15 protein-coding genes are annotated in these 14998 nt (G+C 60.2%); 4 read left to right on the top strand and 11 right to left on the bottom strand.

Going from position 1 to position 14998, the window contains the following annotated elements:
* Positions 1 to 122 precede the first annotated feature (122 nt).
* Entirely contained in the window at positions 123 to 575 is a 453-nt protein-coding gene (locus TU82_RS12965; protein ID WP_057723574.1) for a GNAT family N-acetyltransferase, read from the top strand.
* Positions 576 to 682: 107 nt separating this feature from the next.
* On the opposite strand, the gene TU82_RS12960 is transcribed toward TU82_RS12965, so the two are convergent.
* From TU82_RS12960 to TU82_RS12950, 3 genes are read right to left on the bottom strand one after another with little or no spacing between them, the layout of a single operon-like run.
* Positions 683 to 979, bottom strand: coding sequence for a winged helix-turn-helix domain-containing protein (locus TU82_RS12960; RefSeq protein WP_057723573.1), 297 nt, complete (start codon positions 977 to 979; stop codon positions 683 to 685).
* A 2-nt stretch (positions 980 to 981) separates the two neighbouring features.
* Positions 982 to 1497 (bottom strand): M48 metallopeptidase family protein, encoded by a 516-nt coding sequence (locus TU82_RS12955; protein WP_057723572.1) that lies wholly within the window; start codon positions 1495 to 1497, stop codon positions 982 to 984.
* A 42-nt stretch (positions 1498 to 1539) separates the two neighbouring features.
* A complete protein-coding gene (locus tag TU82_RS12950; protein ID WP_057723571.1) occupies positions 1540 to 3645 on the bottom strand; it encodes a putative bifunctional diguanylate cyclase/phosphodiesterase in 2106 nt (701 codons plus the stop codon).
* 313 nt (positions 3646 to 3958) lie between these two features.
* Here TU82_RS12950 and TU82_RS12945 point away from each other — a divergent pair, with 313 nt between their 5' ends.
* Complete coding sequence (locus TU82_RS12945; RefSeq protein WP_057723570.1) at positions 3959 to 4624, top strand: polysaccharide lyase family 7 protein; 666 nt, start codon at positions 3959 to 3961, stop codon at positions 4622 to 4624.
* 253 nt (positions 4625 to 4877) lie between these two features.
* On the opposite strand, the gene TU82_RS12940 is transcribed toward TU82_RS12945, so the two are convergent.
* On the bottom strand, positions 4878 to 6149 hold the full coding sequence (locus TU82_RS12940) for a type II toxin-antitoxin system HipA family toxin (RefSeq protein ID WP_057723569.1): 1272 nt from the start codon (positions 6147 to 6149) through the stop codon (positions 4878 to 4880).
* Entirely contained in the window at positions 6142 to 6393 is a 252-nt protein-coding gene (locus tag TU82_RS12935; protein ID WP_056782961.1) for a helix-turn-helix transcriptional regulator, read from the bottom strand. The genes TU82_RS12940 and TU82_RS12935 overlap by 8 nt, the downstream gene beginning before the upstream one ends.
* Before the next feature lie 597 nt (positions 6394 to 6990).
* Between TU82_RS12935 and TU82_RS12930 the strand changes: the two genes are divergently transcribed.
* The gene (locus TU82_RS12930; RefSeq protein ID WP_057723568.1) at positions 6991 to 7284 is read left to right on the top strand and encodes a hypothetical protein; all 294 of its coding nucleotides are present in this window, start codon (positions 6991 to 6993) and stop codon (positions 7282 to 7284) included.
* Positions 7285 to 7343: 59 nt separating this feature from the next.
* Here the strand turns inward: TU82_RS12930 and fba are convergent, their stop codons facing one another.
* The 6 genes from fba to tkt all read right to left on the bottom strand — a co-directional run bounded on the left by fba (position 7344) and on the right by tkt (position 13734).
* Complete coding sequence (gene fba, locus TU82_RS12925) at positions 7344 to 8408, bottom strand: class II fructose-bisphosphate aldolase (protein ID WP_003177554.1); 1065 nt, start codon at positions 8406 to 8408, stop codon at positions 7344 to 7346.
* 270 nt (positions 8409 to 8678) lie between these two features.
* Positions 8679 to 9011 (bottom strand): MliC family protein, encoded by a 333-nt coding sequence (locus tag TU82_RS12920; protein WP_057723567.1) that lies wholly within the window; start codon positions 9009 to 9011, stop codon positions 8679 to 8681.
* 60 nt (positions 9012 to 9071) lie between these two features.
* Positions 9072 to 9299 (bottom strand): hypothetical protein, encoded by a 228-nt coding sequence (locus TU82_RS12915; protein ID WP_057723566.1) that lies wholly within the window; start codon positions 9297 to 9299, stop codon positions 9072 to 9074.
* Between the two features lie 31 nt (positions 9300 to 9330).
* On the bottom strand, positions 9331 to 10494 hold the full coding sequence (locus TU82_RS12910) for a phosphoglycerate kinase (RefSeq protein WP_057723565.1): 1164 nt from the start codon (positions 10492 to 10494) through the stop codon (positions 9331 to 9333).
* 17 nt (positions 10495 to 10511) lie between these two features.
* On the bottom strand, positions 10512 to 11567 hold the full coding sequence (gene epd, locus TU82_RS12905; RefSeq protein ID WP_057723564.1) for an erythrose-4-phosphate dehydrogenase: 1056 nt from the start codon (positions 11565 to 11567) through the stop codon (positions 10512 to 10514).
* A 169-nt stretch (positions 11568 to 11736) separates the two neighbouring features.
* Entirely contained in the window at positions 11737 to 13734 is a 1998-nt protein-coding gene (gene tkt / locus TU82_RS12900; protein WP_057723563.1) for a transketolase, read from the bottom strand.
* A gap of 259 nt (positions 13735 to 13993) precedes the next feature.
* On the opposite strand from tkt, the gene TU82_RS12895 reads away from it, so the two are divergent.
* Positions 13994 to 14989 (top strand): ArsR/SmtB family transcription factor, encoded by a 996-nt coding sequence (locus TU82_RS12895; RefSeq protein ID WP_057723562.1) that lies wholly within the window; start codon positions 13994 to 13996, stop codon positions 14987 to 14989.
* Positions 14990 to 14998 lie beyond the last annotated feature (9 nt).

Genomic DNA, 14998 nt, shown 5'->3' with positions numbered 1-14998 from the left:
GAAGTCAGCCGTGCATGCCCTGAATGATGGCAAATTGACGCCATTCACAAAAAGGCCGGGTTTAGACAGCAGCGCCCGTCGCGCTTACTATCCCTGCCAAGCCTTTGAGAAGAGCGCACATCATGACGGTCGATTGGGTCTGCAAACATCACGACGATCTGGGCAAGGAACAGCTGTACGCCATCCTGCGCCTGCGCGGCGAGGTGTTCGTGGTTGAGCAGCAGTGTGTTTACCAGGACATTGACGGACAGGACCTGTCCGGCGATACCCACCACCTGATGGCCTGGAAGGATGATGAGCTGGTGGCCTATCTGCGGCTGCTGGACCCGGAGTCACAGGGCGGCGACGTGGTGATCGGCCGGGTGATCGTCGCGCCGTCGGCGCGGGGCAGCGGGCTGGGGCATTTGATGATGGAAGAGACCCTCAGGCAGATCGAGGAGATCTGGCCCGAGACACCGATCTTCCTGTCGGCCCAGGCGCATTTGCAGGGGTATTACGGGCGGTATGGGTTTGGGGCGGCGGGTGAGGAGTACCTCGAGGACGGTATTCCACATATTGGCATGCGGCGGGCTTGAGGGCCTCATCGGGGGCAAGCCCCCTCCCACCCTTTTTGATTTGTGAACACAGTCAAAATGTGGGAGGGGGCTTGCCCCCGATGGCGTCAGCCCAGACGCGACATCACTCAGGGATAACCCAACACCTGCCTGATCGACGCAAGATTCCTTTCAATCCACCCCCGATCAATCGCGCCCCACTCACGAATCCGATACCGCCCGGCATGATTGCGCGCACCGTCTTCCTGCTCGAACTCACACACAATATCCAGGTCGGCCAACGCCGCAATCGTGTCCTGCGCCGTGCGCCGAGGCATACCGGTCACTTCAGTCAGCGCCGGGACGCTGCTGGCCAGCCCGCTGTCGATCAGATACGCGACATACAGGCGACGGTAGAAACTGCTCTTGGTTTTGCTCACATCCATGGTCAATCGCCTTGTAATTGGGGCTTGCCCTGCAAATCGCGCCAGGTGAGGTACACCCGCAGGTCGAATTCCACCTGATGGTAGCCCGGCATCATGTGTTCACAGAGTTTATAGAACGCCTTGTTGTGGTCCGATTCCTTGAAGTGCGCCAGTTCGTGAACCACGATCATGCGCAGAAACTCCGGGGCCGCTTCCTTGAACAGCGACGCGATGCGGATCTCTTTCTTGGACTTGAGATTGCCGCCCTGCACCCGGGAAATCGTGGTGTGCAAGCCCAGGGCGCGGTGGGTCAGGTCCAGGCGGTTATCGAACAGCACCTTGTCGATCGACGGTGCATTGCGCAGGTGTTCCTGCTTCAAGGCCAGGGCGTAGCCGTACAGGGCCTTGTCGCTCTGCACGACGTGGCGCTCGGGGTAACGCTGCTCCAGGTAGGCGCCCAACTGGTCCTTGGCGATCAATTGGCGCACTTGTTCCTGAAGGGCGGCGGGATAGGCCTGAAGGTATTTCAACACGGTCATGGGAGCTGCAATCTGGTTCGGACGGGCGCCAGTGTAGCGAATTCACAGCGCGTGAGGGTGTGACCAACCGACCACGTCCTCGGCCATCAGCGGTGCCGCCGCCCAGGTGCCCTGGATGAATGCACAACCATTGGCCTTGAGCCACTGCGCCTGTTCGCGGGTTTCCACACCTTCGGCGATCACCAGCACATCAAAATGCGCGCACAGCTCGATGATGCTGCGCGCCATTGCAGCGTCGCGCGCGGAGCCTGGCAGACGAGCCACCAATTGCGCGTCAAGCTTGAGGGTGTCGAACGCCAGGTCACGCAGATGGGCCAGGGAACAGCGACCGGCACCGAAGTCATCCAGGGCGATACGCACCCCGAGCTCACGCAACAGCTTGAGTTGCTTGGTCGACTCCTCAAGGTTGCTCATCAGGCAGTCTTCACTGATTTCCACCTCCAGTTGCCGCCCCTGTAAACCGTGGCGTTCGAGGACCTGCCGCAACTGGCCGACCAGGTTGGGCGTATTGAACTGGCTGCTGCTCAGGCTCACGCTCAACACCAACTCATCATCGAAAGACGCTTGCCAGGACTGGCGCTGGGCGGCGACCTGCTGGTAAATCCAGCTGCTCAACTGGCTGATCAGCCGCGCCTCTTCCAGCAACGGCAGAAACAATCCCGGCGGCACGTCACCGACGCTCGGGTGCTGCCAGCGCAGCAGCGCCTCGACACCGCGCAAACGCCCATCCATCAGCGACACCTGGGGCTGGTACACCAGGATGAAATCCTTGTTTTGAATTGCGGTGCGCACACTGTCTTCGAGCATCAGGCGTGAGCGGGCTCGGCCGTTCATTTCCTGATCGTAATAGCGATATTGCTGACGGCCAGCGCGCTTGGCTTCGTACATGGCGATGTCCGCCGCGCGCAGCAGGCCGCTCAGGTCCGAGCCACAGTCGGGGAAGGTCGCGATACCGATGCTGACGCCCAGCATCACCTCCAGCCCGTCGACCTGCTGGCACACCGACACGCGCTCGATCAGTTTTTCCGCAATCTTCGCCGCCTGCTCCGGGAATTCCAGCTCCAGCAGGGCCGTGAACTCATCCCCGCCCATGCGCCCAAGAATGTCGTAGGAGCGCAAACACGCCTGCATCTGCTCGGACACCCAGCGCAGCACCCGATCGCCGGCGTCATGGCCCAGGGTGTCGTTGACCCGCTTGAAGCCATCCAAGTCCAGATACAGCAGCACCAGCGACTGCTCATTGCGCTCGCTGCGCGACAACATGGTCTCCACCGTCTGGTGGAAGCCCCGACGGTTGAGCAGCCCGGTCAACGGGTCAGTCACCGCCTGGAACTCCAGCTGCTGGTGCAGGTGCCGCACCTCGGACATGTCCAGCACCGTCACCACCATTGCCTTCTGCTCGGCGGGCAAGGGTGCGCAGGACAACGCCACCGGCACCTGTTGACCGCGACCGGTGCGCAAGATGGCGTCATGCAAGCGCCATGTTTGGCCTTTGCAATAGGCCTCGTACATCGGGAACCCCAACCAGGCCGGCACATGGGGCTTTTGCAGGAAGCTCAGGAAACTCTCGCCCTGCAATTCGGCCATCGTGGCGTTGAGCAATCTCGAGATAGCCGGGTTGGCGTACTGGATCACACTGCCCTCGCCCACCACCAGAATCCCTTCGGCGGCGTTGTCCAATACCGAGGCATTGAAGGCGCGGGCGGCCTCCAGGTCATGGCTCAAGCGCTGCAGGGCACGGCGATTGCGCTGATGCTCCAACAGCGCCTGCACCTTGGGCTTGAGGATATGCGGGTCGAAGGGCTTGAACAGGTAGTCGATCGCACCGCTGGCATAGCCTTGGAGCACCGCATCGGGCGATTGGGCATCGGCGGTCAGAAAGATAATCGGCGTCATGCTCGTGCGCTGGCTGCCGCGCATCAGGCGCGCCACCTCGAAGCCATCCATACCGGGCATCCGCACGTCCAGCAACACCAGATCGACGTCATGCACCAGCAGCAATTCCAGGGCTTGCAGACCGGAAGTCGCGGTAATCACTTGCCAGTCTTCGCGCTGCAACACGGCACACAGGCTGACAAGATTTTCCGGGTAGTCATCGACCACCAGGAGAACTGAATGACCGTCGCCGAGGTTTGGAGCGCAATCCATGCTACGTCTCTTCCTTAAGGAACTGCACCGGTCACTTCGGGTACTTAAAACCGGACAAATAATGAGGCCTCACTCTAGCCCCGGTTATAAAAAAGCAGAAGTCACCTCGATGCCATCATCGCACCAAAGCCAGGGAAGCCGACTAACGGTAAGGCCCTGCAGCCCGCGTACCATGGGCAACATGGCTTTTTGGCATTCCTCTGACGCCAATAAATTGCCAGCCAGTGTTTAACAACTTGGTTAACACCACCTATAAAGAACCTGTGCAGCCCTCGGGCTAAAGCGTTCACCCCTCGTCAAAAAGGCCAACACCATGATCGACCTTTCCACCTGGAACCTGAGCATTCCGGTCGGCTCCCCGCCCACGACCATCGAAACTCCGAAGCTGCTCAGCGGCTTCAATGACCAGTATTTCCAGGCCGAAGGCAGCGATGTGCAATTCTGGACCCCTGTCACCGGCACCCGCACCGAAAACGCCATCTACCCACGCAGCGAACTGCGCGAAACCTACGCCGACGGGCGCCTGCGCAACTGGACCTACCCCGAGGCCGACAACTTCCTGCGCGCCACGCTCACCGTCAACCAGGTGCCGTCCAGCGGCAAGATCGTGATCGGCCAGATCCATGCCTATGACAGCCAGAAACCCCTGATCAAGCTGGAGTACCAGTTCAAGGAAAAAACCCAGACCGGCAACATCGTCGCCAAAGTGCGCATGCGCCCGGATGAATCCGAAAGCCGAGTGATCCTCGTCGCCTCCAATGTGCCGCTGGAAAAGACCTTCACCTATGTGATCAACCTCAACAAAGCCGGGCTGCTCAGCGTGTACGCGGCCGACAGCGAGTGGAATGATCGCATCGGCGCGGCCTGGGGCGACAAGCCGCTGTACTTCAAGGCGGGAGTGTATGTGCAGGACAACAGCGGGGACAGCAAGGAAGGGGCACGGGTGACGTTTGCGAAGTTGGATATTGATCACGAATAGACGGACCGGCCTACCTTGCGTAGGCAAGGTCCGATAAACCCAAGGACCATTCCCAAGCCTTAAACCCACCGCGGTCAACCTGTGGGAGGGGGCTTGCCCCCGATGGCGGCGGGCCAGCCGCCAACGGTGTTTGCTGATACACCGCAATCGGGGGCAAGCCCCCTCCCACATTTTGTCCTGCTCGTATTCCGAGTGATTGAACAGCCTGGCTCTGATATACCTGCCGCCGCCTGAACCGGTGACCAAAACCCGCTTAATGCAAAGGCTTTACCACCGGCTTGCGCCGCATACCCGGCACCAACGAGTCGTGCAACGCCATCGCACGACCCGCGTCCCACTCCTTGCGCATTGTGGAAAAAAGCTCAACATCAACTCGCGCCTGATGGGCGCTAAGCGCCTCGGACATCGCTTCGGCAATACGCTCGATGATCAAACCAGGGGCGGCTACACCACAGTGCTTGCGACCAAACTCGATCAGTTGCTGACGGTCAGGGTACGCCTTCACTTTATTCATCTTGATCGCCAAAGTACGGTCAACCAATGCCTGGCCGGATTTTGGATTGTAGTGTTCATAGGCGGTGGTGGTCGTGACATCGAATACAGGCGCCAACTGCACGGTTTCAGGGGCTCCCGGATGGGTGTAGAGCACACCGAAGTTTTTCAGGTGAGCATCGCCATTGCGCACCATGACCGACAAGCAGACAGACGAGAAAAAACGCTCGAGTTCACGCAGCACATCACCCTGCTGACACACCTCCCGGATCACTGCCGCAAGCGTCTCGTAACTTTGGGAATACTTGTAGTTGTCGTGGGGGTCTTTGTTCAGGCCCAGCAACACCGCCATGTCCTCAAACCCCAACCTGCCTGCCAGCGTCAGATCGAAGCGCTCCATGACAAACAGGTCGCCACGATCGGACAGCCAGAAACGCGGGGTTTCCAAGCCGGCGAGACGAGCTGCTTCCAAACAAAGGAATTCGTTCTGAGCCAAATGGGCATATTCATCAGCACCGGACTTTACAATCAGATCGGAGCTGAGCATGGTTTTGCGGCTGCCCGTCAACTTGTCCAGATCAGGTACCAATACTTTCGGCTGCACCCCTGAAATCCCGGACTCGAAGTAGGTGTCGACCAGAAAATCGAATACACCTTGGGAGGTATCTGCAGACAGAATCTCCTGTAACCCGACCTGTGCCTTTACAGGCGTGGAAGCCTCTATGGGGTTTTCATAACTCAGCCGACCAATCTGATTGCCACCGATGATCGACAGCAGGCGCATTTCGTCCACCTGCATATGCTTGGCCATGCGGCGCTTGATCTGATCAGCCAGAAAGCCTTCGGGCACATTCATATCGAAAATTGGATGCAGAACATTACTGACCGTAGGCGTCGGGTCGTAAGGCATGACCAATGACACCTCACGAGACGCCTCAGCCGACCCGTACGCGAAGGAAAACTGCGACCCCTTGGACAGTTCACCCGCATTGCCTTGAGGTGTGGCAATGTTAAGCCGCTTGATTTTACTCATCGTGCTCTACCAGTTCGGCAAGGGATTTGAGATCGATCCGCCGATCAACCACTTCCAATGCCATTCCCAACGCCGTGATCACCCTGAAGGCGGTGTACATGGCTACGTTTTCCCCGGCTTCGAGGTCGATGATGGTCTTACGGCTGCACCGCGCTTTTTCCGCGAGTTGCTGCTGACTGTAGTGCTTCGCCCTGCGCAGTTGCCTGAGCCGCTCGCCAAAAGCCGGGGGAGTCGTGATGAGCACAATGTCACCTATAGAGAACTTTTGATGAAATTAATCTGATTATGTCCGTTATAACGGACATTTCAATCACCATACGTCTGATGCAATGGTCGACGGGCGTCTGCTCACGAGTAACGGATTGGCCTCAATGCGAGTAGGCCATGTCCGATGAGCGCGAGGATCATTCCCGATAGGTCCAGACGCTTGAATCCACTGTGGGAGGGGGCTTGCCCCCGATAGCGGTGGGCCAGCCGCCGACTGTGTATGCTGACACACCGCAATCGGGGGCAAGCCCCCTCCCACAGTTGTCCTGCTTGGCCTGAGAGGCCGGCGTTCGTCCTACAGCGCCGTTGCGGCCAGCAAGATGGCCGCTTATAGTTCGCCCCGTCGCCACATTGATCGGCGATAGGGTTTCGCAGCCCTACAGAGTTAAAACCGCACCCGTCAAAACAGCTCCGGTATTCTTGCCGATGGCCGTCTTTGTTATGGCGGCTGTGCGTGGGAGACCTTCGGGTCTGCCGGGTCTTAACTCCTCGGTCTGCGAACCCGCGTACAGCTGCCACCCAATTTGTTTCGCAGCAAACGGTGGCCATTCTTCTTTTGAGTTAAGGATTTGCCATGAACAACCAACTTCCGCCCCGCCGTTTTTATCCCTGCACTGAGTCCGCGACCGATTCGCCCGTGCTTTTGATCGACAGCAACGCCCCACTGCTGGACCTCCACGCCTGCCTGCGCGAACGTCTCAACGCGGCTCTGGAACACCTAAACCTGATGGCCTGCTCCAGCCTGCCGGATTTCGCCGAGTGCGACCTGAACCATGTGGCCAATACCGCGCGCATTCTGGTTCAGGATGTCAGTGATGTGTTCCGCGTGATCGAACACCGTGGTTTCGATACGCCCCTCGCCGCCTGATCAAATCCGAGGCAAAAAGAAGCCCGCATCGCTGCGGGCTTCCTTTAAACGCCCAAGGCTCAGTTCACCTTGGCGTTCAACTCACCTTTCAAATACCGCTGGTACATTGCTTCCAGCGAGATCGGCTTGATCTTCGAAGCATTACCGGCAGTACCGAACGCTTCGTAACGCGCGATGCATACGTCGCGCATTGCGGTCACGGTCGCACCGAAGAACTTACGCGGGTCGAATTCGCTCGGGTTGGTCGCCATCAGGCGACGCATCGCACCGGTGGAGGCCAGGCGCAGGTCGGTGTCGATGTTGACCTTGCGCACGCCGTACTTGATGCCTTCGACGATTTCTTCAACCGGTACGCCGTAGGTTTCCTTGATGTCGCCGCCGTACTGGTTGATGATCGCCAGCCACTCTTGCGGTACCGAGGAAGAGCCGTGCATCACCAGGTGGGTGTTGGGGATGCGTTTGTGGATTTCCTTGATGCGGTCGATGGCCAGCACGTCGCCGGTAGGCGGCTTGGTGAACTTGTAAGCGCCGTGGCTGGTGCCGATGGCGATGGCCAGGGCGTCCACTTGGGTCTTCTTGACGAAGTCGGCGGCTTCTTCCGGGTCGGTCAGCATCTGGCTGTGATCCAGCACGCCTTCAGCGCCGATGCCGTCTTCTTCGCCGGCCATGCCGGTTTCAAGCGAACCCAGGCAGCCCAGCTCGCCTTCGACCGACACGCCGCAGGCGTGAGCCATGGCCACGGTTTGCTGGGTCACGCGCACGTTGTACTCGTAATCGGTCGGGGTCTTGCCGTCTTCGCCCAGGGAGCCGTCCATCATCACCGAGCTGAAGCCCAGCTGGATGGAGCGCTGGCACACGTCAGGGCTGGTGCCGTGGTCCTGGTGCATGCACACCGGGATGTGCGGGAATTCTTCGATGGCCGCCAGGATCAGGTGACGCAGGAACGGCGCACCGGCGTATTTGCGCGCACCGGCCGAAGCCTGGACGATCACGGGGGAGTCGGTCTTGTCAGCGGCTTCCATGATGGCGCGCATCTGCTCAAGGTTGTTGACGTTAAAGGCTGGGACGCCGTAGCCGAACTCGGCTGCGTGGTCCAGCATTTGACGCATGCTGATAAGTGCCATTGTGTTGTCTCTCCCGGTCGAGGGTCGTTAATCGTGCAAGCCTGCCGTAGCGGCGGCTGCTATTCAAGTTATTGCAGATCAAGGGGTTGAGCCTTGTGCTGCTGAATCGTTATTGCTGATGGAGCCGACTCAAATTTCAAGTTGAAAGCGAATCAATGTGGGAGGGGGCTTGCCCCCGATTGCAGTGTGTCAGCCTGCACAGGGGTGTCAGGGTGACCGCTATCGGGGGCAAGCCCCCTCCCACATTTGGATCTCATCAAATTTGAAATCTTATTGGGCCTTGCAGCCGCGCCCAATCAGATCATCCGTAGCCACCCAATACACCAGACCTTCCTCACCCTTGGTGTGAAACGCCAGTTTGCCGTCGCTGTACAGCACGCCGGATGCCGCCACGTCCTGCTTGAGACGGTAGACCTGATCCGAACCGCCGAGGCGTACATCCACTTCGGAGCGGGCCGCATTCGCAAAGCGCCAGTTGACCTCGGCCTTGCTGTCGCAGGTCCAGGTAGTCCACTTGTCAGCCGGTTCGACCTTGTCGAACAGGTTCATGCTGCTGCAACCGGCCAACACGACCAGGGCTGCCAGGGCGAAAACGCCTTTCATTGCCAATCCTCGCAGGACGACCTGGGGCCGCCGTTGCTGTGGGTTAGTGGATCAGACCCGTTATGGGCAACCCTGTTCCTGACCGTTGGGCGCGGAGTCGTATTTCTCCAGGCGCTCGTTGCCGATGCGCTTGTTGATCACCGGCATGGTCTCGGCTTGCCAGTCAGCCTGGTAGCAGCTTTTTCTAAGCGGTGCCGGGGCCTTGTCCGCCTCGGGCGCCGCACTCGGCGTGCTGCCGCAGCCGGCCAGCAGGCCCGCCGCGATCACCAGCGCCAACGACTTGATCATGGGAACGCTCCTTTTCCTGATCACGCGCGCCTTAACCCTTGGCCCGGGTTTCCAGCACTTCCACGGCCGGCAGTACCTTGCCCTCGACAAACTCAAGGAAGGCGCCGCCACCGGTAGAAATGTAGGAGATCTGCTCAGCAACGCCATATTTATCGATGGCCGCCAGGGTATCGCCGCCGCCGGCGATGGAAAATGCGGAGCTTTCAGCGATCGCTTTAGCCAGCACCTTGGTACCGTTACCAAACTGATCGAACTCGAATACGCCGACCGGGCCATTCCACAGGATGGTCTGGGAGGCCTTCAGCAGTTCAGCGAAGTTGGCCGCAGTTTGCGGGCCGATATCCAGGATCATGTCGTCGTCGGCCACATCGGCGATGAGCTTGACGGTAGCTTCGGCGCTTTCGGCAAATTCCTTGGCAACCACCACGTCCACCGGCAACGGCACGCTGACTTTGGCGGCGATGGCACGGGCGGTGTCGAGCAGGTCCGGCTCATACAAGGACTTGCCCACCGGGTGACCGGCTGCAGCCAGGAAGGTGTTGGCAATGCCGCCGCCGACGATCAACTGGTTGCAGATCTGGCTGAGGCTGTTGAGTACGTCCAGCTTGGTAGACACCTTGGATCCGGCAACGATGGCCGCCATCGGTTGCGCCGGAGCGCCCAGAGCCTTGCCCAGTGCATCCAGCTCAGCGGCCAGCAGTGGGCCGGCCGCCGCGACCTTGGCGAACTTGGCCACGCCGTGGGTCGAACCTTCGGCGCGGTGGGCGGTGCCAAAGGCGTCCATTACGAACACGTCGCACAGCGCAGCGTATTGCTGAGCCAGTTCATCGCTGTTCTTTTTCTCGCCCTTGTTGAAGCGCACGTTTTCGAATAGCACGATGCCGCCGGCTTTCACGTCCACGCCGCCCAGGTAATCTGCGACCAGCGGCACGTCACGGCCCAGGGCCTTGCTCAGGTACTCGGCCACCGGCTTGAGGCTGTTTTCAGCGGAAAACTCACCTTCGGTCGGGCGGCCCAGGTGGGAGCAGACCATCACGGCCGCGCCTTTTTCCAGGGCCAGCTTGATGGTCGGCAGCGAGGCCAGGATTCGCGCATCGCTGGTCACCACACCGTCCTTGACTGGGACGTTGAGGTCTTCGCGAATCAGTACGCGCTTACCTTGCAGATCGAGGTCGGTCATCTTCAACACGGTCATGGGTGGCAGTTCCTGAATTACTGTTGAGGTTGTTTGGATGCGATATGCAGATAATGTTGCGCAACGTCGAGCATTCGATTGGCAAAACCCCACTCGTTGTCGAACCAGGCCAGGATGTTCACCAGCCTGGGGCCGGAAACGCGGGTCTGGCTGGCATCGACAATCGCCGAATGCGGGTCGTGATTGAAATCACAACTGGCGTGGGGCAACTCGGTGTAGGCCAGCAAGCCTTTGAGCGGGCCACGGGTGGCGGCGTCGCGCAGGATCCGGTTGACCTGCGTCGCATCGGTGTCACTGACGGTTTGCAGGGTGATATCCAGGCAAGACACATTCACCGTCGGCACCCGTACGGCTTTGGCCTGGATTCGTCCGGCAAGTTCCGGCAATAGACGCTCGATGCCGCGAGCCAAACCCGTGGACACCGGAATCACCGACTGGAACGCCGAGCGCGTACGGCGCAGGTCTTCATGATGATAGGCGTCAATCACCGGCTGGTCGTTCATCGCCGAGTGGATGGTGGTGATCGACACGTAATCGATGCCGATCGCCTGGTCCAGCAGGCGCAACAACGGCACGCTGCAGTTGGTGGTGCACGAAGCGTTGGACACCAGCAGCTCAGCACCGGTCAGGCAATCCTGATTGATACCGTAGACGATGGTGGCGTCGACATCAGCCTCGCTGGCCATCGGCTGGGAAAACAGCACACGCGGCGCGCCGGCGTCGAGAAAACGCTGGCCATCGGCACGGGTGTTATAGACACCGGAACACTCCAGCACCAGGTCGACGCCCAGTGCTTTCCAGTCGATGCCTTCGGGGGTGGCACTGCGCAAGACCTGCACGCAGTTGCCATTAATGTGCAGACAATCGCCCTCGACCCGCACTTCTCCGGGGAAGCGGCCGTGGGTAGAGTCGAAGCGTGTCAGGTATTCGATGCTGGCCATGTCGGCCAGATCGTTGATCGCGACAATTTCAAACCCGGCCGCCGCCCCTCGCTCGAACAGCGCACGCAAGACGCAACGACCAATGCGGCCGTAGCCGTTGAGTGCAACTTTGTAGGGACGCGGTTGGGGCATGGGGTTCTCGCATTGTGGGCGATACAAACCACTGTAGGAGCGAGCTTGCTCGCGAAGAACCTGAGAGCGCCGCGTTAAACCAGAAACGCTGCGTTATCGTTGACGATCTTCGCGAGCAAGCTCGCTCCTACAGTAGAGGCGCTGGCCAGTGGGCCACCGCGTTAGCGCCTTAGTCTTCCAGCAGCTCTTCAGCCTGACCCAGAATGTTCTCCAGGGTGAAACCGAACTCTTCGAACAAGGCTGGCGCCGGCGCCGACTCACCGTAGGTGGTCATGCCAATCACGCGGCCTTCCAGGCCTACGTACTTGTACCAGTAGTCGGCGTGCGCCGCTTCGATAGCGATACGCGCGCTGACCTGCAACGGCAATACCGATTGCTTGTAGCCGGCGTCCTGGGCTTCGAACACGCTGGTGCACGGCATGGACACAACGCGAACGTTGCGGCCTTGGGCGGTCAGCTTGTCGTACGCCTGGACGGTCAGGCCCACTTCGGAACCGGTGGAGATCAGGATCAGCTCAGGCTCGCCGATGCAGTCCTTGAGCACGTAGCCGCCACGGCTGATGTCGGCGATCTGCGCGTCGGTACGCACCTGGTGCTGCAGGTTCTGACGCGAGAAGATCAGCGCCGAAGGGCCGTCCTTGCGCTCGATGGCGTGCTTCCAGGCCACGGCGGATTCCACTGCGTCGGCGGGACGCCAGCAATCCAGGTTCGGCGTGGTGCGCAGGCTGGTCAGTTGCTCGACCGGCTGGTGCGTCGGGCCGTCTTCGCCCAGGCCGATGGAGTCGTGGGTGTACACGTGGATCACACGTTTTTTCATCAGCGCGGCCATGCGCACGGCGTTACGCGCGTATTCCATGAACATCAGGAAGGTCGCGCCGTAAGGCACCAGGCCGCCGTGCAGGGACACACCGTTCATGATGGCGCTCATGCCGAACTCACGCACGCCGTAATACATGTAGTTGCCGCTGGCGTCTTCAGCGGTCACGCCTTTGCAACCTTTCCACAGGGTCAGGTTGGAACCGGCCAGGTCGGCCGAACCGCCGAGGAACTCAGGCAGCAGCGGACCAAAGGCGTTCAGGGTGTTCTGGCTGGCTTTACGGCTGGCGATGGTCTCGCCCTTGGCCGCGACTTCGGCGATGTAGGCCGAGGCTTTCTCCGAGAAGTCGGCAGGCAGGTCACCGGCCAGGCGACGCACCAGCTCATTGGCCAATTCAGGGAATTCGGCGGAGTAGGCAGCGAAACGCTGGTCCCATTCGGCTTCGGCGGCCAGGCCTTTTTCCTTGGCATCCCACTCGGCGTAGATGTCGGCCGGGATGTCGAACGGGCCGTGGTTCCACTTAAGCGCTTCACGGGTCAGGGCGATTTCCGCGTCACCCAGCGGGGCGCCGTGGCAGTCTTCCTTGCCTTGTTTGTTCGGCGAGCCGAAGCCGATGGTGGTCTTGCAGCAGATCAGGGTCGGCTGCGCGCTCTTGCGCGCGGTGTCGATGGCGATCTTGATCTCTTCCGGATCGTGGCCGTCGACGTTGCGGATCACCTGCCAGTTGTAGGCTTCGAAACGCTTGGGGGTGTCATCGGTGAACCAGCCTTCGACTTCGCCGTCGATGGAGATGCCGTTGTCATCGTAGAAGGCGATCAGCTTGCCCAGACCCAGGGTACCGGCCAGGGAGGCGACTTCGTGGGAAATGCCTTCCATCATGCAGCCATCACCCAGGAATACGTAGGTGTGGTGGTCGACGATGTCGTGGCCAGGGCGATTGAACTGCGCACCCAGGACTTTCTCAGCCAGCGCGAAGCCGACAGCGTTGGCCAGGCCCTGGCCCAGGGGACCGGTAGTGGTCTCGACGCCTGGGGTGTAGCCGAATTCCGGGTGGCCGGGGGTGCGGCTGTGCAGCTGACGGAAGCTTTTCAGGTCGTCGATGGTGACGTCGTAGCCGGTCAGGTGCAGCAGCGAGTAGATCAACATCGAGCCGTGGCCGTTGGACAGCACGAAGCGGTCACGGTCGGCAAACGATGGGTTGCTCGGGTTGTGTTTCAGGTAGTCACGCCAAAGTACCTCGGCGATATCCGCCATGCCCATGGGGGCACCGGGATGGCCGCTGTTGGCTTTTTGCACGGCATCCATGCTGAGGGCACGAATGGCGTTGGCACGCTCACGACGGCTGGGCATCGCTGATCTCCTGGAGTTTGCTAAAAAGAAACGGAAAAAAGGACCGGCATTTTCCCTCAGCCACCGCCTGCGGGCAATGACAGATAGTCACTTGTGGGCGTTTTTCCTGTGCTTTGGGCGCCAATCCCTTGCAGAAAGCGGCGGCCGGTTCGTCTATCGGTTAAGGCGGCGGCTTATAACCGCCACTTATCGATCAATATCAAAACTTTTTGATATTGACCTTGCAGGGATATCCACCCGTCACTAGACTGCTGGCCTTATGAATCTACCCATGCCCTCACTGCGCCCCGACGACGGCGATGAACTGGCAGCCTTGTGCAAGGCCGCCGGCGACCCGCTGCGTCTGAACGTACTGCGCGCACTGACGAACGATTCCTTCGGTGTACTGGAGCTGGCGCAGATCTTCGCCATCGGCCAGTCCGGCATGAGTCACCACTTGAAGGTGTTGGCCCAGGCCGACCTGGTGGCCACGCGCCGTGAAGGCAATGCGATTTTCTATCGTCGCGCCCTGCCTCACACCGACCTGCTCGGCGGCAAGCTGCACGCCGCCCTGCTCGAAGAAGTGGACGGCTTGAGCCTTCCGGGCGAGGTACAAGCGCGCATCGGCCAGGTTCACGGCCAGCGCGCAGCGGCCAGCCAAGACTTTTTCGCACGGGTTGCCGAGAAATTTCGCGCCCAGCAAGACCTGATCGCCGGGCTTGCCCAATACCGCGACAGCGTACTGGCGCTGCTGGACAAGCTGAGCTTCAGTGATGAGGCGACGGCACTGGAAGTCGGTCCTGGCGATGGCGGATTTCTGCCGGAACTGGCGCGGCGCTTCCATCAGGTCACTGCGCTGGACAACAGCCCGGCGATGCTCGAACTGGCGCGCCAGCTCTGTGAACGTGAGTCGCTGGGCAATGTCAGCCTGCAGTTGGCCGATGCGTTGGACAGCACCACGATCAAGGCCGACTGCGTGGTGCTGAACATGGTCTTGCACCATTTCGCCGCCCCCGCCGACGCCCTCAGGCAAATGGCCGGGCTGCTGCACCCCGGCGGTAGCCTGCTGGTGACGGATTTATGCAGCCACAACCAGAATTGGGCCAAGGAGGCCTGCGGTGATCTCTGGCTGGGTTTTGAACAGGATGATCTGGCCCGTTGGGCCACAGCTGCGGGACTCGTTCCCGGGGAAAGCCTCTATGTAGGTTTACGTAATGGTTTCCAGATCCAGGTCCGCCATTTTCAGCGGCCGGCTGGCGACACTCACCATCGGTAAAATCAGGAA

Source organism: Pseudomonas orientalis (assembly GCF_001439815.1).
GTDB classification, from domain to species: Bacteria; Pseudomonadota; Gammaproteobacteria; order Pseudomonadales; family Pseudomonadaceae; genus Aquipseudomonas; species Aquipseudomonas orientalis.
This window is presented reverse-complemented; position numbering and strand designations above follow the sequence as displayed.